This window comes from Apibacter mensalis, assembly GCF_001418685.1.
GTDB classification, from domain to species: Bacteria; Bacteroidota; Bacteroidia; order Flavobacteriales; family Weeksellaceae; genus Apibacter; species Apibacter mensalis.
This window is the reverse complement of sequence record NZ_LIVM01000005.1, coordinates 1-26,890: the sequence shown is the minus strand read 5'-3', so window position 1 is coordinate 26,890 and position 26,890 is coordinate 1. Positions and strand designations below refer to the sequence as shown.

The 26,890-nt window shown below is 29.0% G+C and carries 25 protein-coding genes and 1 tRNA gene; 12 read left to right on the top strand and 14 right to left on the bottom strand.

The annotated features are described in order from the left end of the window. Positions 1-36 precede the first annotated feature (36 nt). The 3 genes from ASC36_RS04415 to ASC36_RS04405 form a co-directional block, all read right to left on the bottom strand. Positions 37-471, bottom strand: coding sequence for a hypothetical protein (locus ASC36_RS04415; RefSeq protein ID WP_055425287.1), 435 nt, complete (start codon positions 469-471; stop codon positions 37-39). Between the two features lie 134 nt (positions 472-605). After that, a complete protein-coding gene (gene hisS, locus ASC36_RS04410) occupies positions 606-1,970 on the bottom strand; it encodes a histidine--tRNA ligase (RefSeq protein ID WP_055425286.1) in 1,365 nt (454 codons plus the stop codon). Between the two features lie 170 nt (positions 1,971-2,140). After that, the gene (locus ASC36_RS04405; RefSeq protein WP_055425285.1) at positions 2,141-2,680 is read right to left on the bottom strand and encodes a YagU family protein; all 540 of its coding nucleotides are present in this window, start codon (positions 2,678-2,680) and stop codon (positions 2,141-2,143) included. Between the two features lie 344 nt (positions 2,681-3,024). Here ASC36_RS04405 and ASC36_RS04400 point away from each other — a divergent pair, with 344 nt between their 5' ends. The 4 genes from ASC36_RS04400 to ASC36_RS04385 are packed head-to-tail and all read left to right on the top strand — an operon-like array spanning position 3,025 to position 6,713. Next, complete coding sequence (locus ASC36_RS04400) at positions 3,025-3,597, top strand: CopD family protein (RefSeq protein ID WP_073961213.1); 573 nt, start codon at positions 3,025-3,027, stop codon at positions 3,595-3,597. Between the two features lie 7 nt (positions 3,598-3,604). Next, complete coding sequence (locus ASC36_RS04395) at positions 3,605-4,336, top strand: ABC transporter permease subunit (RefSeq protein ID WP_055425284.1); 732 nt, start codon at positions 3,605-3,607, stop codon at positions 4,334-4,336. Then, complete coding sequence (gene gldG / locus ASC36_RS04390) at positions 4,333-6,006, top strand: gliding motility-associated ABC transporter substrate-binding protein GldG (RefSeq protein ID WP_055425283.1); 1,674 nt, start codon at positions 4,333-4,335, stop codon at positions 6,004-6,006. Before ASC36_RS04395 ends, gldG begins: the two co-directional genes overlap by 4 nt. A 5-nt stretch (positions 6,007-6,011) precedes the next feature. Next, on the top strand, positions 6,012-6,713 hold the full coding sequence (locus ASC36_RS04385) for an SAM-dependent methyltransferase (RefSeq protein ID WP_055425282.1): 702 nt from the start codon (positions 6,012-6,014) through the stop codon (positions 6,711-6,713). A gap of 271 nt (positions 6,714-6,984) precedes the next feature. Here ASC36_RS04385 and ASC36_RS04380 read toward each other — a convergent pair whose 3' ends face one another. Together ASC36_RS04380 and ASC36_RS04375 are read right to left on the bottom strand one after the other, a co-directional pair. After that, positions 6,985-7,806, bottom strand: a complete 822-nt coding sequence (locus ASC36_RS04380) for an aminotransferase class IV (protein WP_055425281.1) — start codon at positions 7,804-7,806, stop codon at positions 6,985-6,987. A gap of 68 nt (positions 7,807-7,874) precedes the next feature. Further along, positions 7,875-8,255 (bottom strand): START-like domain-containing protein, encoded by a 381-nt coding sequence (locus ASC36_RS04375; protein WP_055425280.1) that lies wholly within the window; start codon positions 8,253-8,255, stop codon positions 7,875-7,877. 319 nt (positions 8,256-8,574) lie between these two features. On the opposite strand from ASC36_RS04375, the gene ASC36_RS04370 reads away from it, so the two are divergent. Then, a complete protein-coding gene (locus tag ASC36_RS04370) occupies positions 8,575-9,177 on the top strand; it encodes an RNA polymerase sigma factor (protein WP_055425279.1) in 603 nt (200 codons plus the stop codon). A gap of 245 nt (positions 9,178-9,422) precedes the next feature. Here ASC36_RS04370 and ASC36_RS04365 read toward each other — a convergent pair whose 3' ends face one another. The 6 genes from ASC36_RS04365 to tsaE all read right to left on the bottom strand — a co-directional run bounded on the left by ASC36_RS04365 (position 9,423) and on the right by tsaE (position 14,590). Next, on the bottom strand, positions 9,423-10,094 hold the full coding sequence (locus tag ASC36_RS04365; RefSeq protein ID WP_055425278.1) for a DedA family protein: 672 nt from the start codon (positions 10,092-10,094) through the stop codon (positions 9,423-9,425). Between the two features lie 91 nt (positions 10,095-10,185). Beyond that, the gene (locus tag ASC36_RS10945; RefSeq protein ID WP_055425277.1) at positions 10,186-11,604 is read right to left on the bottom strand and encodes a nucleoside recognition domain-containing protein; all 1,419 of its coding nucleotides are present in this window, start codon (positions 11,602-11,604) and stop codon (positions 10,186-10,188) included. Between the two features lie 88 nt (positions 11,605-11,692). Beyond that, on the bottom strand, positions 11,693-12,547 hold the full coding sequence (gene accD / locus ASC36_RS04355) for an acetyl-CoA carboxylase, carboxyltransferase subunit beta (protein WP_055425276.1): 855 nt from the start codon (positions 12,545-12,547) through the stop codon (positions 11,693-11,695). 87 nt (positions 12,548-12,634) lie between these two features. Beyond that, the gene (locus ASC36_RS04350) at positions 12,635-12,991 is read right to left on the bottom strand and encodes a hypothetical protein (protein ID WP_055425275.1); all 357 of its coding nucleotides are present in this window, start codon (positions 12,989-12,991) and stop codon (positions 12,635-12,637) included. A 2-nt stretch (positions 12,992-12,993) separates the two neighbouring features. Continuing rightward, positions 12,994-14,187 carry an alanine dehydrogenase gene (locus tag ASC36_RS04345; protein ID WP_055425274.1) on the bottom strand — a complete coding sequence of 398 codons (1,194 nt, stop codon included), beginning with the start codon at positions 14,185-14,187 and terminating at the stop codon, positions 12,994-12,996. A gap of 1 nt (position 14,188) precedes the next feature. Continuing rightward, the gene (tsaE, locus tag ASC36_RS04340) at positions 14,189-14,590 is read right to left on the bottom strand and encodes a tRNA (adenosine(37)-N6)-threonylcarbamoyltransferase complex ATPase subunit type 1 TsaE (RefSeq protein ID WP_055425273.1); all 402 of its coding nucleotides are present in this window, start codon (positions 14,588-14,590) and stop codon (positions 14,189-14,191) included. Positions 14,591-14,875: 285 nt separating this feature from the next. Between tsaE and ASC36_RS04330 the strand changes: the two genes are divergently transcribed. Both ASC36_RS04330 and ASC36_RS04325 read left to right on the top strand, forming a co-directional pair. Then, positions 14,876-15,763, top strand: a complete 888-nt coding sequence (locus tag ASC36_RS04330; RefSeq protein ID WP_055425271.1) for a PstS family phosphate ABC transporter substrate-binding protein — start codon at positions 14,876-14,878, stop codon at positions 15,761-15,763. Positions 15,764-15,876: 113 nt separating this feature from the next. Continuing rightward, the gene (locus ASC36_RS04325) at positions 15,877-17,535 is read left to right on the top strand and encodes a tetratricopeptide repeat protein (protein WP_055425270.1); all 1,659 of its coding nucleotides are present in this window, start codon (positions 15,877-15,879) and stop codon (positions 17,533-17,535) included. Between the two features lie 259 nt (positions 17,536-17,794). Here the strand turns inward: ASC36_RS04325 and ASC36_RS04320 are convergent, their stop codons facing one another. The 3 genes from ASC36_RS04320 to ASC36_RS04310 all read right to left on the bottom strand — a co-directional run bounded on the left by ASC36_RS04320 (position 17,795) and on the right by ASC36_RS04310 (position 22,191). Then, entirely contained in the window at positions 17,795-18,379 is a 585-nt protein-coding gene (locus tag ASC36_RS04320; RefSeq protein WP_055425269.1) for a cysteine dioxygenase, read from the bottom strand. Between the two features lie 158 nt (positions 18,380-18,537). Further along, on the bottom strand, positions 18,538-20,244 hold the full coding sequence (lysS, locus tag ASC36_RS04315; protein ID WP_055425268.1) for a lysine--tRNA ligase: 1,707 nt from the start codon (positions 20,242-20,244) through the stop codon (positions 18,538-18,540). 267 nt (positions 20,245-20,511) lie between these two features. Further along, on the bottom strand, positions 20,512-22,191 hold the full coding sequence (locus ASC36_RS04310; RefSeq protein WP_055425267.1) for a hypothetical protein: 1,680 nt from the start codon (positions 22,189-22,191) through the stop codon (positions 20,512-20,514). Positions 22,192-22,872: 681 nt separating this feature from the next. Between ASC36_RS04310 and ASC36_RS04305 the strand changes: the two genes are divergently transcribed. The 5 genes from ASC36_RS04305 to ASC36_RS04285 all read left to right on the top strand — a co-directional run bounded on the left by ASC36_RS04305 (position 22,873) and on the right by ASC36_RS04285 (position 26,809). Beyond that, on the top strand, positions 22,873-24,195 hold the full coding sequence (locus tag ASC36_RS04305) for an ammonium transporter (protein ID WP_055425266.1): 1,323 nt from the start codon (positions 22,873-22,875) through the stop codon (positions 24,193-24,195). A gap of 92 nt (positions 24,196-24,287) precedes the next feature. After that, complete coding sequence (locus tag ASC36_RS04300) at positions 24,288-24,878, top strand: sugar transferase (RefSeq protein ID WP_260182342.1); 591 nt, start codon at positions 24,288-24,290, stop codon at positions 24,876-24,878. 12 nt (positions 24,879-24,890) lie between these two features. Continuing rightward, positions 24,891-25,553 carry an HAD family hydrolase gene (locus tag ASC36_RS04295; RefSeq protein ID WP_055425264.1) on the top strand — a complete coding sequence of 221 codons (663 nt, stop codon included), beginning with the start codon at positions 24,891-24,893 and terminating at the stop codon, positions 25,551-25,553. A 30-nt stretch (positions 25,554-25,583) separates the two neighbouring features. Next, on the top strand, positions 25,584-26,654 hold the full coding sequence (locus ASC36_RS04290; protein ID WP_055425263.1) for an acyltransferase family protein: 1,071 nt from the start codon (positions 25,584-25,586) through the stop codon (positions 26,652-26,654). An 81-nt stretch (positions 26,655-26,735) separates the two neighbouring features. Beyond that, positions 26,736-26,809: transfer RNA gene (locus tag ASC36_RS04285), tRNA-Arg, on the top strand. Positions 26,810-26,890: the final 81 nt, after the last annotated feature.

Here is a 26,890-nt window from a genome sequence, read left to right as displayed (position 1 = left end):
TTAACTGCAAATGTAAAAATGTGTTATAAATAAAATTTATTTCTTAATTGCTTTCTTTTCCCTTTCTAATGCATTTTTTTTATATTTGTAGGTTCTTTCGAGTTCGTTTTTTTGAATTTTTATTTCATTTTTGCTTAATCGATTGTTGTTTTCGATTTTTTCTTTATCTCTTTTGTATCTTTCTTCCAACTGATCGATTTGATTATCTATATCCTTCTTCTTTTTGTCAGCAATTTCTGAATGGTGACCATAAGGGTGTTCGTGATGATTACCATAATTCATATTATCCTTCTTTTGTTGTAATGAAAGCTCTCGTTTTTTTTGTCCTTTTTCGTATTCAGACAAGTTAGGGTTTTTTCTTATCTCTTCATATTGTCTACCATATTCTTTATTCATTCCATTCCTTCCGGTTTGTGCAAAGGCAGAGGAAGATAGTATCAACACAAATGCTAGAGTTAAAAATTTGTTCATTATTATTGGTTTTATTATTAATTCACAAATAAGCATAATCTAAAAATATGCCAGATTTAACTGATTTTATTAGTTTATTTAATAGTGGTATAACTAAAATTTTATGAACAATTTAAGATAATATTACTTTATGTTTAAGATAAGAATTCTTCAATTTCTTCAATAGATAAGTTTTTTTGAGCACCTGTTTTAATATTTTTCAATGTTATTGTGTTCGTATTGATTTCATCTTCTCCATAAAAGGCTACAAAAGCTATTTCTTTTTTTTCAGCGTAGGTAAATTGTTTTTGCAATTTAGATTTTTCAGGATATAAATCACAAGCAATGTTTTTACTTCTTAATTCCTTAATGAGTTTCAATGCTTGAAGGCATTCCTTGTCTCCAAAATTGAAAAACAGAATTTGTTTTTGATGTAAAGTAGATTTGGGGAAGAGGTTGAGTTCTTCCATTACCAGATATATACGTTCTAAACCGAAAGAAATACCAACGCCCGGCATATTTTTAACACCAAATATTCCGGTGAGGTTATCATAACGTCCACCTCCTCCTATAGATCCCAAAGAAATATTTTTAGCTTTAACTTCATAAATAGTTCCGGTATAATAATCCAACCCTCTGGCTAAGGTAAGGTTGAAGATCAGTTCAGCAGATGTAAGACCTATTTCATTTACCTGGCTGTAAACAAATTCCATCTCAGAAATTCCTTCTTGTCCTATTTCAATATCTATGAGTATATCTTTTAGCTGTGAAATTTTTTCTTCGAAATTTCCTGAAAGCTCAATGAGTGGGATTAGCTTTTGAAGAGAATTCTGTCCAATGCCTTTATTAGACATCTCTTCCAGAACTTTATCTATTCCAATTTTATCCAGTTTGTCTAAAGCGACTGTAAAATCGATCAATTGATTTTCAATAGATGCATATTGAGCAATAGCAGCCAACAACTTTCTATTGTTTATGTGAATTTCAATAGGAATATTTAAATCTGCAAAAGTGGAATCATATAATAAGGTAAGACTTACTTCATGCCATAAACTGGTCGAGCCGACAATATCTGCGTCACATTGATAAAATTCACGATATCGTCCTTTTTGAGGACGATCTGCTCTCCATACGGGTTGTATTTGATAACGTTTAAAAGGTAAGGAAAGCTGCCCATGATTCATGGCTACATAACGGGCAAAAGGAACGGTAAGGTCATATCGTAAAGCCTTTTCAGAAATGGATCCGGTAATATTTTTAGATTTCCATTGAGACATATCAGGATTCTTTTTTTTAGCTTCGGCTAAAAAATCGCCACTGTTTAGTATTTTAAAAATCAGGCGGTCTCCTTCTTCTCCATATTTACCGGTTAGCGTATCTAAATTTTCAAAGGAGGGTGTTTCCAGCGGTAGAAAACAAGATTTCTCAAAGTTGGACTGTAGTTTACTGATTATGTATCTTCTCTTTTGTAATTCTTTGGAGGTAAAATCTCTCGTGCCTTTAGGAATTCCGGGTTTCATTTCTATATTTCTTATTAATTAAAACAAAGGTATAGAATTGTTTTCATTTTTAACAGGCTCATGTAGTAAGTTTTACTATCTTAACATCTGAAATTTGTAAGGAAAAAGTATAAAAAAAAGGAGCGTATTTTTATGCTCCTTTTTTTATACTTATGTATGAACTCTAAATTTTATCTGAAAGGGGCCGTAAGAGGAATTTCAGAGTCCGGTTCTTTTGTGATACGGTTTCTTAAATCTCTACGTGTAATTTCAATAATCCAGGTCCAAAAAGCATGTCCAAAGAATTCAGAGAAATGTTCTGCAAATGGTTGATCCCACGGAGCTGGTACAGTTCCCATTATAGGCATTATGATGATATGGAATAATACGTAAATAAATACACCAAAAACGGTTCCTTGCCATAGTTTTATTTTAGGATGATATTCTGCAACTACACAATATACTATTGCACAAACAATTGAAAATGTAAAATGAGTAATAAAGCTCATAATTGGACGCGGATTATCATTAAAATAGTACACGAGATGGGACAGATCGTGAGACATTCCTAGTTGTTCCAGGAGATGCTGTGGAGGATTAGTCATATCTCTTTCGGGCGTGCGGGGAGGGAATGGGACTTCCCAACCGAATTTAATAAATCCTGAAATGATCCCGGATAGTACTCCTACCAATATGGCAACATTTTTCTTAGGATGTAAAGTATTTTTCATAAACAAAATTATATAAATGATTAATTAAATGAAATAATAATACAATTTCTGATACTAATGTATGCTATTTTAAGTATATGTTTAAAAATATTTTCAAAAAAAATGCCTAAAAATTTTCATTTATTCAGTATAATGGTTGTTTTTATAATTCTATTTAAATATAGGAAAGAAGGTAAAATTGGTTTAGTCAGTTTTTTATTTGATAAGAAAAGTCAGTATCAGATAGTATTCCAATCTTAGCTTATCTATATACGGTTATTATAAATAAGCTTTACACGAGTATATTTTATAAAGAAATTGATAATATTAAATTTATTAAATTCGCAATCAAAATTTATTATATAATGCATATTCCTGATATTCCCAGTTATTTTGCCTTAAAAGCGATTCACATTATTTTTATGGTAAGCTATTTTGCGGGGATTTTTTATTTAATACGTTTATTCGTTTATTTTATTGATACCCAAGAAAAATCAGAGGTTGAAGGGCAGATTCTTAGAAAGCAATACATTTATATGATTTCACGTTTATGGGATATAATAACCGTTCCGGCAGGAATTATAATGCTTATTACCGGAATACTAATGATGATTAACACCCGAGGGGATGTTACGTTTTATATTTTAAGAGAACCATGGTTTCATATCAAACTGGGTTTTGTTGGAGCTCTAGCTCTATATCATTATTGGAGTTGGAGAAGCATTAGGAGAATAAAGGCAGGAAAATTTAACACTACATCCGTCAGACTCAGAATGATGAATGAAGTTGCTACCATTATTTTATTTGCCGTTATATTTATAGTTATTTATAAACAATATTTTATGGGAATGTGGCTAAGCTTATTGATAAGTTTTATTGTTTTAGTTATTGTGATTATGTTGGTTGTAAAATTGGTAAACAGAAAAAAGAAAAAATAAAAATAACATGTTTTCAATCTTTAAAAAAGAGCTTTGGGCATATTTTGGGACTTTAGGAGCTTACGTAGTATCGGCTTCTTTCCTATTGATCTCTTCATTATTTTTATGGTTTTTCGATAATGAATTTAATGTTTTCAATATAGGATTGGCTACTTTAAATAACTTCTTTATACTTGCCCCATGGATATTAATGTTTTTGTTACCGGCATTGACTATGAAAAGCATAGCGGAAGAACAGCAGAATGGAACCTTGATATGGCTATTTTCTCAACCATTATCTGTATCATCCATTGTCTTAGGAAAATATTGGGCAATTCTGATATTAGTTTTATTTTCTTTACTACCTACCTTTACGTATGTATATACTATTTATAGATTAAGTATACCGGAGGGAAATATAGATTTAGGAATAATTGTTAGCGGATATATCGGATTACTTTTTTTGTCCATGACTTTTGCTTCCATCGGAATTTTTTCTTCATCATTAGTAAAGAATCAAATATTAGCGTTTGTTACCGGTGTCGTTTTTTGTTTTTTTTGCTTTTATGGATTTGAAAATTTGGCGTCGTATAATCTTTTAGGAAATTGGGATTATACCTTACAAAAAATAGGATTTTTTCAACACTATACCAGCTTTACTAAAGGGATAGTAGATACAAGAGACATAGGATATTTTATCATTGTAATGGTTGTATTTATTTTATTATCAATACGGTTAATTAACAGCAAAAAGTCATGAAATTCTTTAAAAAGATAAATATAAGTTTAGTAACCCTACTTATAGGAGGGCTTTTTTTAGCTATTGGATCTATTTATAAAAGGTTAGATTTAACTTCGGATAAAAGATATACGTTAACTGAAAATACCCGTCAATTATTACAAAAAATTGATGCACCAATGGACATTGATGTTTATTTGGAAGGAGATTTTCCGGCAGATTTTAAACAACTTCAGTCCGAAACACTAAGCTTGTTGGACGAATTTAAAAGGATAAATTCAAATATTAATTATCAGTTAGTTGATCCAATTAAGGAAAAATTATCTCAAGATACTCTACAAGCTATGGGAATGTCTCCATCAGCATTGCGAGTTGAAAAAGATGGGGTATCATCTCAAATAATTTTATTCCCTTATGCTACCATAAAATATAAAGGCTTTGGACATACAGTTCCATTAATAATTTCTCAGACAGGTGTAACGGGAGATGAACAAATGGCCAAATCAATTGAAAATCTGGAATACGGTTTCATAAGTGCCGTGGATAAGTTATCTAATGAACGTTTGAAAAATGTAGGTATTTTAGTAAATCAAAAAGAATTGAATAGACTGGAAATGTTTAGCTTGGCTAACAGAATCATTCAGAATTATAATTTCGGTCCTATTTTTCCTAAAGATAGTCAAACGTTAACTTTGCAGGATTTACCCACTCTGAAAAAATACGAGGCCATACTTATTGCCAAACCAAGAAAAGCATTTACAGATGAGGAAAAAATAACTATTGACCAATATATTATGAATGGAGGGAAAACTCTATGGGCAATAGATCAAGTAAATGCCGAAATGGATACTTTACTTAAGTCAAGTAAAATATTGGCCTACCCGTACGAGCTTAATTTGACTGATTTATTATTTTCTTACGGTATAAGGATTAATTCCGGAATTATTAAAGATATTAAAAATCCGACGTATATAAATTTACAGGTAGGGGAGGTTCAAGGAAATGCTCAAAATGCAAGAGTGCCTTGGGTGTATTTTCCCATGGGATTTTCTTTAAATAATCACCCGATAACCAAAAATATTAATCCAGTTTCCTTTCAGTTCCCTACCTCCATTGATACCTTGGATACCCCCGGAATAAAAAAAACAATTCTCTATCAAAGTTCACCCTATACCGGCCTACAAGGAGTACCCTCATATATATCACTTGAAGAAGCAAAAATATCAGTAAGAGATAGCATTTACAGAAATGTATTTAACAAAGGATCTAAGATAATAGCGGTTTTGTTGGAAGGTAAATTTACCTCGGCGTATAAAGACAGAATAGAGTCTAAGGGGATTAAAAATTTTGTAAATCAATCAAAAAATAATAAAATGATTGTTATATCCGATGGGGATATAGCAAGAAATCAAGTAATTAAAGGGCAACCGTTACCTTTAGGTTTTGATTATTCTACAGGTATTACTTATGGCAATGAGGAGTTTTTGATTAATGCCTTGGATTATTTATTAGATGACCATGGTTTAATGCTTTTAAGAAACAGAACAGTTCAAATGAGAATGCTGAATAAACCCCTCATAGCTCAGGATAAATCTTATTGGCAATGGTTGAATTTGTGTGTTCCTATAATTTTGGTTAGTATAGTAGGAGGTTTATTTATATTTGTAAGAAGAAAAAAATTTAGTAGTTAAAAAGGATGGCTGTTTTATATTTACTTCCTGCCTATCTTGGTGAAACATCACCTAAAGATATATTTTCCCCGAAAGAAATCGAATTATTGAGAACAATAAAATTTTTTGTGGCTGAAAATCAAAAATCGGCAAGAAAATTTGTCAAATATTTATGTCCGGAAATACCTCAAAGCGGTTTAAGTTTTTCTATTTTAGATAAAAGAACAACGGAAGAAGAGTTGGATTATCTTTCGCAGCCGTTGAAAAAAGGGGAGGATGTTGGTTTAATTTCTGAAGCAGGATTGCCTTGCATAGCAGATCCGGGTAACATTTTAGTTTCTTGGTGTCATAGAAATGATATACGAGTGGTGCCGATAAATGGGCCTTCCTCTATCATATTGGCCTTGATTGCTAGTGGATTGAATGGCCAAAAATTTGCATTTAATGGATATTTACCCATAGATTCATCTGAGAGAAAGAAAATTATATTAAATCTTGAAAAAATAAGCAGAAATCAGGGTTCTTCGCAAATATTTATGGAAACGCCATACCGAAATCAAGCTTTATTTGATGATTTAATTAAATACCTAAATCCAAAAACATCTTTATGTATTGCTACTAACGTAACTCTTCCCAATGAATCTATAATAACTCTGTATTGTAAAGAATGGAAATCTAAAAAAACGAATTTTCATAAAGAACCCACCATTTTCATAATACAAGCCTAAATTTTATTTTACACTTTAGAGCGTTTATCTACTTAAAATTGAGGGTCAATTAAAAACGTACTATTTACACTATAAAATAATTTTATTGACAAAAGCCTTTATAGATCTATATTTCGATTACTTTTGCAACAAGAAAGTAAGAGATATCTTTAAAAAGATTTTTAATGATCTTTCAAGACATGATTACTTAAATGTAATCGCTTTCTCATTTTTTTGTGGTTTTAGTTTGAGGTCGCTTATGCGACCTTTTTTCTTTTTATAATTATATTAGTTATATAGGGTTTTGCTCTAAGGAATAGCCAATAAATTTTTTTGTCAATAAACTTGTTTTATCTTTCTTAAAAGATTTTTTTCTAAATTGGTTAATGGGCATTATTCCATTTTCATCACTAAGGATAAAAAATTCGTCAGCAAATTGAGTTTCGAAAGGAGATATGGGCTCTTCTTTATAAATGTAATTTGTTTTTTCTCGTAAAAAAACAATATAATTTTTCTTTAAAACGGATAGGGTTGCACCCTCTGTTGTTGGAGGGGTAACTATCATATTGTCTCGTATTAAAAATATATTACCTAAAACAGATCTTGCGATTCTTTTTTCATTATTTAGCAACATAACGTCTTGTAAACCATTTTCTTTCGAGTATTGTTTAGCTATACTATTAATAGGATGAAAAATTAATAATTCGGACAATAAATTAGGATAAATAAAAATTTCCTTATAAATATCAATCTCATTTTCAGTATTGACAAAGAAATTTTTATGGGATAAAAATTTTATTATAAATGAAGGGTGGTGATCTTGTAAATTTCTATATACCGTAATTTTAACTCTACCTTCTGAAATCCCCCATTCTTCGGAGAGTATTCTAATTTGGCTTTCAAATAATTCCGGAGTAAAAGATAATGGTATATCCATTCTCATTTTTCTCATGGAAGCCATCAATTGAAAATAAGCACATTCCCAATAAAGAATCTTATTTTGAAACAGCCAACAGAAACCATTTACATAATCACCGGAAAAGTAATCGTTTTCAGTGTAACTTATTAATAATTGATTTTCTTCAATGCATTTTTGATTGAAAATAACTTTCATACAAAAATAATAGTATTTCTTGTGTTACTAGCTTTTTATAAGCTTAATACCGGATATTAAACTATAATTTAAGAACCTATAATTTTTTTTAGGTCGTCAATTAAGTTCTCCCAATATAATTTTGAATGCTCCAAATCACTTTCTTCGGCAAAATCTGTAATTACAAGAGCTACGTCACTGGTTACATCATCTACATGTATGGCTAATTCCCAAAAATATTTAGTACCTTCGTCTTCTTCCCATCTGAAACGTACAAAGGTTTCCTCTTTATACCTAATTAAATTGGCTGATTCTTCTTGATCACCCCAAACAAAAGTAAATTTATCTCCTCTTTCTATAACGTCGTCTGCTAACCATTCGCTCATACCTGAAGAAGTTCCAATGTATTCAAACAAAAGAGTAGTGGAACATTTCATAGCAAACTCTAGCTGGTATTTTATTTTATTCATATTTATATTTGATTTCAAGTTGCAATATATAAATTTGTTCTATATTTTGAAAATATATTACTTTATACGAAATGTTTGATTTTACAGACTTAAAATTAAATTTTCATATTAATAATATATATTCCTTTTATAAATAAAAAAAAAACAAATTAATTTATGTCATATAAATGTAGTATTATATTTTTTTTAACATTTTTTAGGTTTTTTTAAAATTTTATATATACATTTGTCATTAAAGAAAGTTGTCTTAGTAGAAAATTAAAATTATTAGATGTATTGAATATAATTTTACTCTATTAACTAACAAATATCATAAGTAATGATAAAAAGAACTGACTGTGAATTAGTTCATTCTTATATTAATGGAAATGAAAGTGCTCTTAAAACATTGTTGGATAGACATAAGTTAAAGATATTTAATTATATTAATCGAAAGGTTAATAATCCTGAATTAGCTGAAGATTTATTTCAAGATGTTTTTATAAAAGTTATATTAACTCTTAAGGATAAAAAATATAATGAAGAAGGGAAGTTTCTACCATGGGTTTTGAGAATTTCACATAATTTAATAATCGATCATTTCAGAGTTTCGAATAAAACTAAAATAATTAATGAATCTAGTGGGCAACATGAGGATTATAATATATTTGATTTTGTGAAAGTATCTGAGCTTTCCATAGAAGATTTAATGATAAATGAACAAATTAATCTAGATCTTAAAAAGCTTATAAATGAACTTTCAGAAGACCAAAAAGAAGTTTTGGAATTACGGTTTTATAAAGGTTTAAGTTTTAAAGAAATTGCTGAAGAAACTAACGTAGGAATTAATACGGCATTAGGTAGAATGAGGTATGCAATTTTAAATTTAAGGAAATTGATTGAGACTAAAAATTTAACATTCATTTATAATAATAAAATTTAATGTAATATCGTTATCTATACTATAATAACTAGTAAAGAACAATATTCAATGTATAAAAAATCTATTAATTTGTCAAATGAAAGGAAAGGTCCTTCAGATTATACTATAAATTTAATTTTAAATTTCTCTAAAAGTATAAAAAATATTGAATTAAGAAAATATAAGCAATCAATAATTTATTGTAACTAGATTATCAAATAGAATAATAATTACATATACTACTATACATGTGAATTATATAACTATTAATCTTGAGACTTATCTTTGTTTTTTTGAAAAAGTAATTTAGCCACTACAGGTGTTGTAGTTACGATAACCATTATTAATACAATAGTTTCGATATGTCGCTTTAAATCAAAATTAAATTCATTAAGGAATATATTATAAAGGTAATGCCCGGCAAATACTAAAGAAAATGACCAAGCCGTTGATCCTAATACATTATACAATAAATATTTTCCTTTATTCATTTGTACTATTCCAGCAATTATCGGTGCAAATGTTCTAAGCATTGGTAAAAAACGAGCTAAAATGATAGCTCTTCCTCCATGTTTTTCATAAAATTCTTTTGCTTGGAATAGATATTTTTTTTTGAATAAAAATGTATCTTTTTTGTTATAAAGATAAGTTCCGCTTTTTTTTCCAAACCAATAACCTATTTCATTACCAATTATACCGGCAATTGAAATTAAGCATGATAATAAAAAAACACTTAAAAAGTCAGATTTAATATATATTATTTCTCGAATTAATTCTTTACTATATATTCCTGAAAGAAATAATAAACTATCACCAGGAAGGAAAAATCCGGCAAAGAGACCAGTTTCAGCAAAAACTATAAATAATACTAAATAAATACCGCCTAACTTTATGTAAAACTCCGGATTAACTAATTGGCCCCAACTAAAGTCATTCATATGAAAATGATAAAATTAAATATAGACATGTGCAAAGATATTAATATTTAATTAAGAAAAATACTGTAATAAAAGTTCTATACTATAATCCCTATCCGAAGAAATAATAGGTTATAAAAATTGCTGCAATTATCCCCAATAAATCTGTAAGCAGACCTGCTGATAATGAATATCTAATTCTTTTAACACCTACGCTTCCAAAATAAAGGGCGACTATGTAGAAAGTAGTATCGGCACTTCCCTGAAATATACATGTAAGTCTTCCTATAAAAGAGTCAGCACCATAGTTTTGCATAGCTTCGATCATAAGAGCCCGACTACCACTTCCACTAAGTGGCTTCATTAATGCTGTTGGTAATGCCGGTATAAAATCGGTATTGACATGTATACAAGACAAACAATAGGAAATAGAATTAATTATATAATCCATTATACCACTTGTTCTCAACAAACTTATAGCGGCTAACATAGCTACTAAATAAGGGATTATCTTTATAGATACTCCAAAACCTTCTTTTGCACCTTCGATAAAACTGTCAAATACATTAATTTTTTTTATAAATGCGCCTGTGATAAATACAACAGGAATAAGTAGTAAGAGCACATTACTGATTACGCGTGAGGCTGTGCCTCGCTCAAAATTAACATATTCTTGATTTGTTTTATTGATTAACTCAGAAGTTAATTTATTATCTTTTATGTTAATCTGCTTCTGAAAGGAGACCGGATATAATTTAATGAATTCTTTGGTTGATACATTTTCCACATTTACTGTATTAGGAGTTATATGTGATACATATTCAACTGCATATTCGGTGCGAGAATCTGTAGAATATTTAATAAAATAGGAAAGGCCAAATATAATTAGTATTGCCAATAATAACCCCAATACTATTTCATGGCTGTATAAGTTAATACGTTGTTTTATTCCTACTATTAGTATTCCAAATAAGGTAGTGCAAAATGTTCCAACAATACAAGGTATAAATATATCGGTAGGATCTTGAGCTCCATTCAGATAACGGAAAAGCATAATTGAAGTAGGGATTAAGGTTAATCCCGATGTGTGCAAAACCAAAAACATGATTTGAGCATCAGTTGCAGTATCTTTTTTAGTATTCAATGTTTGTAAACTATCCATTGCTTTTAAACCCAGTGGAGTCGCTGCATTATCCAAACCAAGAAGATTAGCACTAAAATTCATCATCATATTTCCTATTGCAGGATGACCTTTGGGAATGCAAGGAAATAATTTGGAGAAAAATGGAGAAACTATTTTAGAGAGAAAACGTATAGCACCGGCATTTTCCCCAATTTTCATTATTCCTAACCAAAATGTCATCATTCCGGCTAACGGCAATGCTATATCCATTACAGCAATCCTAGTAGTGTTAAATAACCCGTCGACCATGTGTTTAAAGACTATGGTGTCTCCTAAAAATATGAGCTTTAGTATACCCACTGAAAAAGATAATATGACAAAGGCAATCCAAATATAGTTAAGAGTCATTTAGGTCAGAAAGTTAATATAGATTTAGGTGATGAATTTAAAAAAAAAGAAAAGCTAATATTTATTAGCTTTTTCTATGATAAGTATTTTATTTAACTTCTTTATTCATTAACATATCAACACAATGTGAAATAGTATTCTTTAAATCTTTTCTGTGTGAAATAATGTCTATAAAACCTTTTTCTAAAAGGAATTCTGAAGATTGGAACCCGGGCGGTAAATCTTTTCCGATAGTTTCTTTAATTACTCTTGGCCCTGCGAATCCAATCAATGCTCCGGGTTCAGCAATTATAATATCACCGGTTGAACCATAGGAAGCTGTTATCCCTCCAAATGTAGGATCGGTTAAAACAGATATATAAGGGAGTCTGGCTTGACTTAATTGAGCTAATTTAGCTTCAACTTTTGCTAATTGCATTAAAGAAAGTCCTGCTTCTTGCATTCTTGCTCCTCCGGATTGACTTATAATTACATATGGTAATTTATGTTTAATACAATAATCTATGGCCCTTCTAATTTTTTCTCCAACGGCTGATCCTACAGATCCTCCGATAAAACTAAAATCCATACAAGAAATATAAATTTCTTTGCCATTAACTTTACCTACGGCATTTCTTATTGCTTCAGTTAAATTTGTTTTAGATTGTGCTTCTTTTAATCGATCTTTATAAGGTTTGGAATCAATAAAATTTAATGAATCTTTACTGTGGACTTTTCCATCTAATTCTTTAAATTGCCCCTTATCGAATAAGATTTCAAAATATTGGGTACTCCCAATTCTAACATGAAAATCATCTTCCGGACTTACATAATAATTTGCTCTTAGTTGATCTGTTTCTATAATTTTTCCGGATGGAGTTTTGTACCACAAGCCCTTGGGAACGTCCATTTTTTCACTAATGTCAGTATTGATGTTTTTTTTTTGTCTAGTAAACCATCTCATATATTTATATTCTGTTTTACATTTTGTGTGTAAATATAGGAAAAAATTGTACAAACTTAATTTTATGTTAAAAAATCCTTAATAAAATTAATTAATTGAGTTTATTACTACGGTGTCCTTGCATTTGGTAAATTTAACTTCTATGTCTTCGTAATGAAGTACATAATAAGGACAAGGTATCGCCTGAGCATTGCTTTTTTTGAAATTTATATTACCTTTACTAAGAACTGTATTTTTAATAAAATTGGGAGATAATTTTCTGAATTTTAAACTATGTATACTTTGATCTGAAAATTTTAATGGTTTAGTTTTTATTTCAGCTAAAACTCTATCGTTGGGTAGATATGACCAGGTAAATACCTTATTTCCAAATATAAACAATATAAATAGGAGACCAATAAAAAAACCAATAAGATAAAGCCTTAACCTTTTAGAAAATGTCATAATTAAATGATTAATAAATGAATGTCTTGATAAGTAAGGTTGTACCAAGAGGCAATTTGTCTATTGGTTATTCTACCTTTATACATATAAATCCCTTGACAAATTCCACGGTTTTTTCTAAACATAGCTTCAAACCCTCCTTGATTATTTAAATTAAGAAAATAGCTTAAAAAGAAATTACTTAAAGCCTTGGAAGCGGTTCTTGCAAATTTAGAAGTTATATTGGTAACACAATAATGAAGAACTTCATGTTTAATAAAGGCCTCATTTTTAGCATTTATTTCTGATGTTTCAAAAACACCTCCATTATCTATACTTATATCGATAATTACCGAACCTGGCTTCATTCTTTTAACAATATTTTCAGGTACAATAATTGGAGCTCTAAGTTCCCCCTTTAAGCAACCTATTGCTACATCACATCGAATTAAAGCTTTACTAAGTTCTTTCGGATCTATAGTTGAGGTGTAAAGTCGTCTTCCCAATAATTCCTGAAATCTTCTTAGTCGAGTTAATGAATTATCAAAAACTTTAACAGTAGCTCCTAAACCTAAGGCCGATCTTGCAGCGCTTTCTCCGACATTTCCTGCTCCTATAATTACTACATTAGAAGGCCTAACACCGGTAACGCCTCCTAATAAAAGTCCATTGCCACCATGAGACGATGATAGTAAATCAGCGGCTATAAGTATGCTCGAAACTCCAGCTATTTCACCTATAAGTCGAACAATGGATAATTCATTATGGCTGTCTCTAATATATTCAAAACCTAAAGCAGTGATCTTTTTTTTAGAAAGTTCTTCGAAATATTCTTTACATTGAGTTTTAATTTGAATAGCAGAAATCACATAAGAATAAGGTAGTAATTGTTTTATCTGATTTAGATGTAAAGGTTCAACTTTTAAAATAATGGGTTGTGATAGAACTTCTTTGGGATCGTATGAAATTTTTGCACCTGCTTCTGAATATAATGTGTCGGGATAATGTGCTCCCAAACCTGCTCCGCTTTCCATTATTATTTCAATACCATTAGAAGTAAGAACCGATACGGCATCCGGTGTGAGAGGAATCCTGCTTTCAATCAAATGATCTTCTTTAGGAATACCAATACTAGATTTTCCTCCTTTTTTTATCACTTCAATTCTTTCCTCCAGGGGAATAAGCTCTTCTTCAGAAAAAGGTGTGTAAATACCCATTTTATTTAAATGTTATGTGCCTATTTTGATTTATCAAATTTAATAAAATTTTATGATGTTCGGGTAATTCATTTATACATATATCCGGCCATTCTATAAAACAATAATTTCCTGAATCTATATATTCATAAAAGCCAATATTTATTAATTCCTCAATACACTTAATTCGGTATAAGTCAAAATGAAAAATTCTTCCTGATGGTGAAAGATACTCATTTACCAGTGAAAATGTTGGGCTTGTAACAGTATCTGTACAATCCAGTGTTTTACATAAATATTTTACCAATGTTGTTTTTCCGGAACCTAGATTTCCATTAAGTATAAAAATTTTATATTTTGAATTTGAAATTATTTTTTTTGCAACATAATCTAAGTCAAAAAATGTATTAATAACAAAATCCATAAAATTTATTTTAAAAAAGATTATAAAAATAGTGACTGCAAAAATAAGTAAATAAATATTTTTATATTTGTTATTTAGAATTCTTCAAAAAAAGAAGTATGAAGCTAAGTTATAAATCACTTTCCCTATTTATTGGAATAGGGTATTTTATAATAGGAATTTTAATTATTGTATATAAAAAGTTTTTTATTGAATTAGAACTCGAATACTCCTGGATTTTAGGAACATTATTTATTTTATACGGATCATTTAGAGCGTATAGGTCGGCAATATATATTAGAAATAATGAATAATAGATTATTATTTAGCCCCATATTATTTTTAGCTTTTCTATTTATATGTATTTCGTGCCAAGAAGATATAATAAAGAAAAAAGCCTATAGACAAGGAACCATAACTTTAGCTATAGATCCTTCACTGATGAATTTAGGCTCTGCCTTAGTTGATGTTTTTCAATCTTCGTACCCGGAATCAAAAATTTTATTTAAACCGGAAGTAGAAGATTTAGTAATAGCGGATCTTTTGAATGGAAAGGTGCCAATTGCCATGACTACTAGAGATTTAACTTTAGAGGAAGCTAAGATTTTATATAATCATTCCAATGTGAATTGTATATCAACTCAAATAGCTTGTGATGCAACCATTTTTGTCGTGTCCAAAGAAAGTTCCATTAATGAAATAGACCTAACTTCATTAAAATCAAAAATTATTTCGGATGAAAGCAAATTTGTATTTGATGGAGGAAATTCAAGCAATTTTAATAATCTAAAAAAAAAAATAGGATTTAAACTTGTAAAAAATCAAAAGATAAAATCATTTTCAAATGGGAAAGAAGTGATCAATTTTGTCAGTAAAAATATTTCTTATATTGGAATTATCGGTTTAGATGTATTGAGCGAAGCAGATAACAAAGAAGTTAAACAATTTCTTTCAAAAGTAAAAGTATTACCGATTAAAAAAAAGGATGCTGAATTAATTTATCCGACTATACCTAACTTACGTGAAGGAATATATCCTTTTACAAGGAGAGTTTTTCTGTTAAATGCCGAAGACAGTTTTAAAGTAGGTAGTAGCTTTTCAAGATTCTGCGGTTCTCAAAGAGGACAGCTTATTGTTAAAAGAGCAGGTCTTCAACCTTACTATTTATATGAGAGAAGAATTGAACTCCATTAAGGTTAAATTTGGAAATAATATTCCTAAAAAATAACCAACATTAATACAATTAAAATAATAATTACCATAAAGATAAAATAAAGTTAAAAAATTATAATAAATAAAGATTTAGAATGAATTACATAAAAAAAGAAATAGGTGCAACATTTGTAATCTCTGCTATGATGTTACCAGGATTTTTGAATGCACAAAGTATTCAGGAGGGTATAAAGTATTTAGGGAGTGATCAATATAGTAAAGCTAAGAATACTTTCGAAAAATTAGTAGTTCAGTCACCCTCAGCAAACAATTATTATTATTTGGGAGCATATTATTTAACAATTTCTAAGCCGGATATAGAACTTGCTTCACAAAATTTTAATAAGGGGTTAGCATTAGATTCTAAATCTGATTTTAATAGAATCGGACTTGCAACGATAAAATTGTATCAGGGAAATAAATCCGAAGCGAATGCAGATTTTGAATCCATAGCTAAAGGTTCAAAATACAGAAATGCAGATATTCTATACCAAATAGCAAAAGCATATCAATTATTTAATAATAAACCGGAAAGTACCGATTATGATAAAAGTATTGAATATGCCCAAAGATTATTAGATTTGGTTAAGAATAAAGATAAGTCCGAATATTATATACTGTTAGGTAATGCTTATTTTGAAAAAAAAGATCCGGGTAAGGCGGTCTCCAATTACACCAAAGCATTGGGAATTGCTGAAGATAAATCTATCCCATATGCATTAATAGGTAATATATGGGGAAGGACTAATGGCCAAGCTAAGTTGGCTGCTGAAAATTTTAATAAGGCTATTGAAACTAATCCTAATTATCCGTTAACATACAAATATTTATATAATTTTAATGTAAAAATCGGAAATTATAATGACGCATTTAACAACTTGCAAAAATATATTTCTTTATCAGAAAATAATGATTCCGGAACACAGTTTGAAATGGCTAAAGTGTCTTATTTTGTTAAAGATTATGCTAAATCTTTAGATATATTAGCTAAAAATTGGGATGATATATCCGACCCGTTAAAATATAAATTAAAAGCTTTGGATTTAATTGAGAATTCTGATTTTTCTGAAGCTTACAAAAATTTAAATCAATATTTGCAAATTATACCAGAGACAAAAAGAGAAGGGTCAGATTATGGTGTTTTAGGGAAAATACAATCCTCGTTAGTTAACAAAGCAATCGGGCAAGAAAAAGAGAATTTAAGAAAAGCTGCGATATTTAATTTAACAAAAGCTATCAGCAATGGAGATAAGACCTATGATTATCAATCCATCCTTTTATTATTGCAGCCAGGGATAAAGACTGAAGCTTCCATTACTAATTCCAAAATTGAAGCTTTGAAAAAATCAGTAGCGGCTGATGCTAATGATACTACTTCATGGTATAAATTAGCATCGGAGCAATATGAAGCTAAAGATTATTTAGGTTCCGTTGCTTCATGGGACCAATTGATTTCATTAATTCCTACTTGGGAAGTAGCATATGCAGGAAAAGGTATGGCTTTATATGCGTATGATTATAATGATAAAAATGGTCTTGCGGCCCAATCCTTTCAAAAATATATAGAAATGGTTGAACCCAAAAAAGAACATTCAGCAAATGAAAAAGCTTATTTAGCTATTGCCTATACTTTTTTTGCTTACCAAGCATATCATGAAGGAAATAAAGAAAAGGCAGAAAGTTATTTGACCAAAACTTTATCAGTAGATCCTCAAAATTCAGATGCTTTAAACCTTCAAAAACTTTTACAATAGTTTACATTAATTATAAAGAAACGCTATTTCATTAAAGTGAAATAGCTTTTTTATTTCGTAATTCTAAAATGATAATGATCCATATTTTATTAAAAAGATTGTTTAAAGGCAAAATAAGACTAATATAAATTTGTTAAAAGATATAAATTAATTCCTTAGATAGATACATAAAAAATGACGGATGTCGATAGATAATAATTGAAAAATTCTAACTCTGATAGAGTTAGAATTTAAATATTTTACAGCATTATACTTAATTTTATAATTGAGTTATTTTTGCATAATTATCTTCAGGTAAATTCCAAGAACATGAGGTAGCCTTATCATTTAAAACAGCCACTTTCTTATTTTCAATGTCAAAAATTCTAACTCCCTTTAAAGAGGTTTGAGGGGTATGATAAATATGTAAACTGACAGAAATTTCCGAAGAATTATTAACAACAGAATGAATACCTCCTAAATCTTCGGGGAAAATAGCACCTTCCGATGCTATTCCTTCTCCTTCATATTTTATGAAATTTTCATCTTCAATATAACTTATCTCTGTTAGATTTCCTTTTAAAACTTTTATTAATCCGTCATAATTCAAATGATCATGAATGGCAGTTTTATTATTTATTCCCCATAGCATTAATATCGCACAGCATTTATCTGCATATATAGGCAATCGAACATAACTTCCTTCTGGAACATTCACTTGGTTAATAGTAAAAGCGGCATTGTAATCATTGAAATCATATTTAAATAATTCTGATGCAACGTGTTTATAATCAGAATTATTTATTTTTAGATTTTCAATACAGCTAACTAATTCATGACTTTTATTTTTAAAAATTGTTTTCATAATCATTTATTTATTTTTATTTTAAACAAAGATAATAAATATGAAATTAATATCATCTAATTCCTATAGATTAAGTAGATAATAAAAAATTTTATTTATTTTTAATAAAGTGAAAGCCATCAAACATGATAGCCTTTTACAATTTATTGTATCAAAAATTAATTTCTTGAAATTAATTCAACGGTTTTATTCTCATTATTAACAGTTACTTTAATAAGTGAATGTTTAGAAAGAGATTTCATGGCTCTGTCCCATTTTTTTCCACTTAATCCGGTTTGGGATTTTAATTCATTTAATTCCATAGAGGAATTATTATCTTGTAATAATTTGATGATCATCTTTTCTTCCTCAGAATGTTCAATAGAAGATGTTTTTTGTTCCGGTTTCATTTGTGGAAAGAATAATACTTCTTGTATGGAAGGATTATTAGTAAGGAACATAATTAATCTATCCATGCCTATACCTAAACCTGCTGTTGGAGGCATTCCAAATTCTAAGGCACGTAAAAAATCTTGATCAATAAACATAGCCTCGTCATCTCCCTTTTCTGAAAGTTTTAATTGTTCTTCAAAACGTTCCCTTTGATCTATTGGATCATTTAATTCAGAATAAGAATTAGCAATTTCTTTTCCGCATACCATTAATTCAAAACGCTCGGTTAAATCCGGATTATTGCGATGTTGTTTGGTTAAAGGAGACATTTCTTTGGGATAATCTATAATAAATGTTGGCTGTATAAAATTACTTTCACATTTTTCACCGAATATTTCATCAATAATTTTTCCTTTCCCCATAGTTTCATCTACTTCAACCCCCATCTCTTTAGCAGCATTTCTTAATTCTTCTTCAGATTTACCGGTTATATCATATCCGGTGAATTTTTTAATTGCTTCGGTCATGGATATTCTGGCGTAAGGCGCCTTGAAATCTATTTCATACTCTCCAAATGTTGCTTTAGTTGTTCCATTTACAGCTTGGGCACAATATTCCAACAATTGTTCGGTAAAATTCATCATCCAATTATAATCTTTATAGGCAATATAAATTTCCATTGCTGTAAATTCTGGATTATGAGTTCTATCCATCCCTTCGTTTCTGAAATTTTTAGAGAACTCATAAACCCCTTCAAAACCGGCAACGATCAACCGTTTTAAATATAGCTCATTTGCGATTCGTAAATACAAAGGAATATTTAAAGCATTATGATGGGTTATAAAAGGTCGTGCAGCAGCTCCACCGGGAATAGATTGAAGAATAGGCGTTTCAACCTCAAAATATCCTTTATCATTAAAAAAGGTTCTCATAGCATGGAAGAGACGAGTCCTTTTAATAAAAATTTCTTTTATATGAGGATTAACAACCAAGTCTATGTACCTCATTCTATATCGTAATTCAGGATCATTAAATGCATCATGAACTTTTCCTTCTTCATCAATTTTGGGAAGAGGCAGCGGACGTAATACTTTAGAAAGAAGTTGAAAGTCGTTAACCATTACGGTTTTTTCTCCCATTTTAGTAACAAATAATTCTCCTTCAATACCTATAAAATCACCTAAATCGAGCAATTTTTTATAAAAATCGTTATATTTAAATTTATCATCGCCGGGACAAATTACGTCTCTGTTAAAATAAAGCTGAATGCGCCCTGTAGTATCCTGTAATTCAGAAAAACCGGCTTTACCCTGTATACGATTAGACATTAGTCTACCGGCAATTACAACCTTCTCTCCTTCCTTAAATTGATCTTTTATTTTTTTTGCAGTATGCGTTACTTTATATTCGGCTGCGGGATAAGGATTTATTCCAGCTTCTTTAAGTTTTTGTAATTTTTCTCTTCGAATTAGTTCTTGTTCTGAAAGTTGCATAATAACAATTTTATCGTGCAAATTTAATAATAATCTGTAACTCCTTTAAGGGGTTTATCATAATAATTTTGTTTTCTTCTTAAAATAAACATTTTGGAGTTTATTGACTAGGCATCAAATATGAATATTTATATTAAAGATGAAAGTAGATCTTTTCGGTAAAATTTAATTTTTTTACATTCAATGTTTTTTTGATTGAAAATTTGAAGAAAGAAAAAAGACAGGCAATTACAATTGCCTGTCTTTTTTTTGTATTATTTAGAAGGATTATCTTATAAATTTTACTTCGGAAACAGTATTGCCGGAAATAGGATCTAATATTCCATTTGCAGAATAACCGTTTTCATCTCTAATAGTAATATTTTTCAGGTAACTTACTCTGGAAATATTGAAAAAATTGATTCTACGGAAAGGAATACACATGTAAAACTTAAAACTATCCGCTGTTACATCACTTGGAGATATGGTTATTTTTTTGTTATACTCAAGAAGTGCTCCATTATCTGCATAAACATCATAAGTCATTTCTAAATTTCCTGGAAGTACTTTTCCCATTATAGGATATTTATAATTTAATAATATGTTGTAACCGAATGAAGTTAGTCCGCTACACGGGAATGCAGAAGCGCTTCCGGTAGTAAAATTTGAAAAAGTAATGTTTCTACTAAATTCTCCTTTTTTCCAAAGTTCTTCGTTTTTATTATAAAGGTCAGTTGTATAAACAGGGATTCCTAGACCTCCAAAAGTAAATAAAGCTGAAGAATAGAAGTTACCTTGTGTATAGAAATTGGATGATTGATTAATATTACCATTTCCTATATTGAATGTTTTAACTCCCAAAATTACTTTTCCATTAACATCAATTAAGCTAGTATTAAATACTTTAACATTAGGAATTATTGTCATTTTCATATCGGTAATAACTTCTCCTAAAAGATCACCGTCAACATTATGTATTTTTTTTATTGAATTATCATATATAAAATTAGTATTTAATCCATTGGCTCCATTAGATAATTTAAATCCAATTTTTGTATTGCTTTCAGTAGCAAATTTAAGATAAGAATTTCTTTGAACATTTGCTATTACTTCTGTTGGTAAATTTATTTGATTTACGCTTATTTTAACAGGAATGTCTCCTAGATATGTACCGCTTGGAATTTTTACATCTTTTTCAATTTTTTTTATTGAATCTATAATAAATTGAGGAACTTCATTAATGAAATCGTGATTGAACTTTTTGTTTAAGGCTTTATCAAAACTAATAGTTGGATTGATAAAAGAATTAGTTTGCAAATACATTTCTACTTCGCTAGGTATTTTTTGAGACTTTGCGAAACCTAATTTAATTGATAAAGCATTATCAATTGTTGCCCCTGGATTAAAAGTTATTCCTCCATAACTAAAATCCTTATTAATAATTAGGGGGTTAAAAAAGAAATCTTTTTCGACAGAATTTGAAAGAGCTATTAATGAACTTTTTTTGTTTATTCCTAAATTGTTAGCACTTAAGGAAATATTTAAAGAACCACTTTCGAAAATATCACCTATACTAGGTTCTGTAGTCTCTATTTTATAAATATCATTATTTTTAGAAACGGAAGTTATATTTCTTATGAATGTATCTTCATCCGTAATTAAGTAAATAGTTTTTCCGGGAATAATCTCTTTTCCAATTTCGTCTGATAAAATTTTTAAATTGAAATATCCATTAGACAGTTCATCTTGTGAACTAAGAATGGTAACATTTTCAGAATTCAAAATAACTAAGTTAGGATTTAATCCCACATTGTTGAAAGAATAATTTACTCCTTCTACTGAACCGGATTTGTTAATTGTTCTGGTATTTAATGAAGATACAGGAGAAGAAGATCCATCATGTAAATCGTCATTATTACATGAATACAACGCTAAAATACTGCAAATTGTTAAAAATGTTTTTTTCATAAAAATTGTTGTTAAAAAATTAGTAACTCATTTAAAATCATAGGATTTTAAATTTTATTAATATAATTTTAATTCACGATAAATATATAAATATTTTTTAGTTTTAAGAAATAAATTTACAAATATTTATGTAAATATATCAAATGTATTATTTTGTAATTATTTAAATGTAATAATAATAATTTATTTTATATTTATTTATCAAATATATAAAATAGTTTTAATTTTTAGCGGGTAGTGTTAGTTAAGCATTAATGGACTGGTCTATTCTTAAATTATAAGTTTTTTTAAATTAATTACAAATATTGTAATAAATATTTATAAATTTTATATTAAATAAATTTCATATAAATATTTTAATTTAATTATTGGTGTATTTTTGTTATTAATATGAATGTGATAAGTAATAATTGGATGTTATAAATAATTTATTAATAATATATAATACATATCTTTAAGAATAAGGAAATAAAAAATATTCCAACATAACTTAGATGAACTATAGTCTAGATTATCCGAATTTTATCTTTACTAAATATGCCACTTGATTTAAAATAAAAAAAATATTAATGGGGGTTTATCTTATAATTTTTAAAAAAAATAAAATATATCCATCAAAAAATATAACTTTATTTTATTTTTAAATAAAAAAAATTAATTTTGCTATATAAAAATTTGGGTATGCGTAAATATATTTTAATTTTAACCTTAATAATTGTAGGTTTAGTAAGCCTTTCTTCTAATTATTTGTTTTCAGTGGGATCTTCTAAGGCAGTAGCAGCAGGAATAACTTTTAATGCTGCTGATGTAGCTTGGATGCTGATAGCATCAGTGCTTGTTTTTTTAATGACACCAGGCGTTGGTTTTTTTTATGGAGGAATGGTGAATAGTAAAAATATTATAAGTACTATATTTCAAAGCTTTATAGCAATGGTAACAATTACCGTTTTATGGTTTATATTCGAATTCGGATTAGCATTCGGACCGGATATAGGGGGCGTAATTGGAAATCCTTTACCTCATATGTTTATGCAAGGGATTGGTACTACTTCAGTATGGGTAGGAGCTCCTACTATACCTATACTTTTATTTGCCTTATTTCAATTAAAATTTGCAATTATTACCCCTGCATTAATTTCCGGGGGTGTTGCAGAACGTATAAATTTCTGGGGTTATTTATTATTTATAACCATGTTTTCAATTTTTATCTATTCACCTCTGGCACATGCTACCTGGCACCCTGAAGGCATATTAGCAAAGGCAGGAATATTGGATTTTGCGGGAGGGACAGTAGTCCATATGAGTTCCGGTTGGGCAGCTTTGGCAGGAGCTGTTTTTTTAAAAAAAAGAAGGGATACAACATTGGCAGCCGCTCAAGTTCCTTATGTGATTTTGGGCGCCAGTTTACTTTGGATTGGTTGGTTTGGATTTAATGCAGGTTCGTCGTTTGCAGCTAATGAATTAGGGGTATTAGCTTTCGCAAATACAACCGCAGCCTCAGCTATAAGTGCATTAACTTGGGGATTTCTTGAAAAAATTAATGGTAAAAAATTATCATCAGTAGGGGTTTGTGTTGGTGCTGTAGTAGGTTTAGTGGCTATAACTCCGGGAGCAGGGTATATTTCCTTGGGACATTCCTTATTTATTGGTTTAATAACAAGTGTAATAAGCTTTTACATGGTTAAATTTTTTCATAATAACGGTGTAGATGATACATTAGATGTTTTTCCTTGTCATGGAGTAGGAGGTATGGTTGGAATGCTCATGACCGGAGTTTTTGCGGACAAATCTATAAACGAGGATATTCCTACAAACGGATTATTTTTTGGAGAGACATCATTATTTATTAATCACTTTATAGCAATGATTGCTGTCTCATTATTTGTTTTTTTTGGAACATTATTATTATTATTTATAGTAAATAAATGTATCCCACTAAGGGTTGATCCGGATAAAGAAGAGTTGGGTTTAGATATTTCACAACATGGTGAAAAAGTTTTCTAATAGGCGTTGGGATATTTATCTATATAAATTATAAAAGGTATTAAATGTTAAGAGGATTTCGCAAGGAATCCTTTTTCTTTTTATAATTTTGTATGATTAATATTATGAAGCAAAACAAAATAATAATAGATTATTTATTAGCATTTTCATGCTTAATTATATTTTTTATCCCCATGATAGTTATTTTTATTGTGGCTACTTTCGATACGGGTATGATAGGAATTTTTACCCAAAAAAGAGTTGGTAAAAATGGTAAATCATTTAATTTAATTAAATTTAGAACAATGAAAGGAGAATATGATTCATCGGTTACCACTCACAAAATGCAGATTACTAAACTTGGTAAATTATTAAGAAAATATAAGTTAGATGAAATACCACAAATAGTAAATATTCTTACTGGGGATATGTCCTGGGTTGGCCCAAGACCGGATGTATTAGGTTATGCGGATAAATTAGAAGGAGAAGATAAAATTATTCTTTCAGTAAAACCTGGGATTACAGGTCCGGCCCAACTTAAATACAGAAATGAAGAGGAAATTCTATCAAAAGTAGAGGATCCACAATGGTATAATGATACTATAATTTGGAAGGATAAAATTAGGATAAATAAAAATTATGTAAAAAATTGGTCTTTATCAGGTGATTTAAACTATTTGTTAAAAACTATATTTGTAAAATAAAAAAATTGAATTATGATTAAGTTGGCTATTTTTGATTTAGATGGAACTTTACTTAATACGCTAAATGATTTAGCTGATTCATGTAATTACATATTAGAAAAAAATCATTTTCCTGTACATACTTTAGATTCATATAAATATTTTGTTGGTACTGGAGTGACTAAACTTATTGAAAGAGCATTACCATCCGAATTAAAAAATAATTCTGGTGAAGTAGAAAGAGTTAAAAAAGAATTTATAGAATATTACAGTACACATTCTGCATCTAAAACAGCCCCATATAACGGAGTTATTGAAATGTTGAAAACATTGAATTCTATGAACATAAAGTTGGCAGTAGCATCAAATAAATTTATTGAAGGAACCCAATCATTAGTGAAAAAATATTTTTACGAAATTAATTTTTCATCCGTATTAGGACAAAGAGCTCATGTACCCATGAAGCCTAATCCACAAATTGTTTACGATATTATGAATGAAATAGGCATAAATAATAAGGAAGAAATTCTTTATATTGGGGATACGGGAACAGATATGCAAACAGCTGTAAATTCGGGTATAAAAAGTGTGGGGGTTTTATGGGGATTTAGATCAGAAGAAGAACTAAAAGAATTTGGAGCTGAATATATAGTTAGTAAACCAGATGAAATTATAAAACTGATAAAAAATATATAAAAATCTATAGCAATAAGTAAATTAAAATATATGAAAAATTCAAGAGTGCCTATTTTAGATGGATTAAGAGTATTAGCTATAGGAATGGTAGTTTTAGGACATTATTATAATTTTTCAAAAAATGAAATTATTAGATTTTTAGCTATTCATGGATATTTAGGAGTACAAATTTTCTTCATTATATCAGGGTTTGTTATTTCCATTTCATTAGAAAACTCAAAAAATTATCTTCAATTCTTAAAAAAAAGATATATTAGATTAGCACCGGGTATGTTTATATGCTCAACTTTAACATACTTATTTTTTAGTTATATATATACAGGTGAAGGATATTATAATTCTAAAAATATAATTAATTATTTAATAGCCAATACATTTATAGATCCTAATGTTATAAATATATTTATAGGCTATACTAAATATTATTATATTGATAACGCTTATTGGAGCTTATGGGTTGAGGTAAATTTTTATTTTATAATTGGTTTTTTATATTTTTTATCGCCTAGAAAAATGATAAGAAATTATATACTAATTTGCATAATTGGTATACCGATCTTTCTATTATTTTCGAGTGAAATGGGGCATCGTATTTTGCAGAATTTTGTATCTCCCGAAAAAATTAAGTACTATAAACTAGTCAGCAGATCTTTCATATTTTTCCATGAATGTTTATGGTTTCTTATAGGTCTATTTTTATATAAACTATATACTAATAAAAAAGAATTTAAGAACTTAAGCATAATGATTGTTTTGATGATTATTTTAGCCATCTGGGGAAAAGATATCAAGCTAGTATTTATTTACCTATCTATTTTATTATTGTTTTTAATTTTCATTTATTTTCCAAAATACCTTTCTTTTCTAAATACTAAATGGCTTTGTAAATTAGGTGTTGCCTCATATTCATTATATTTGATTCATTATCATATTGGAGTGGCTACCATAAACAGCATATATGATTATTTTGGAAAAGAAATACTTATTATACCACTAATCATTGCTTCTTTAGCTTGTATTTTTTCTTTATTCAGCTATAAATACTTAGAAACTCCTCTGTCAAAAGTTTTAAAAAAAACATTATTAAATAAGAAGATTTGAAGGATGATGAAAAATCATTGAAAAAATTAAAAAGATTTTAATAGAAAAAAAAAAATTAGTAGTTTTGCACACAAATAAAATGGCCGCGTAGCTCAATTGGATAGAGCGTCAGATTACGGCTCTGAAGGTTGAGGGTTCGACTCCTTCCGCGGTCACTTAAAAACTCGCTTATATAGCGGGTTTTTCTTTTATACAAAGGTTTTTATTGAATTTTAGCAATTTTTGAATATGACAAA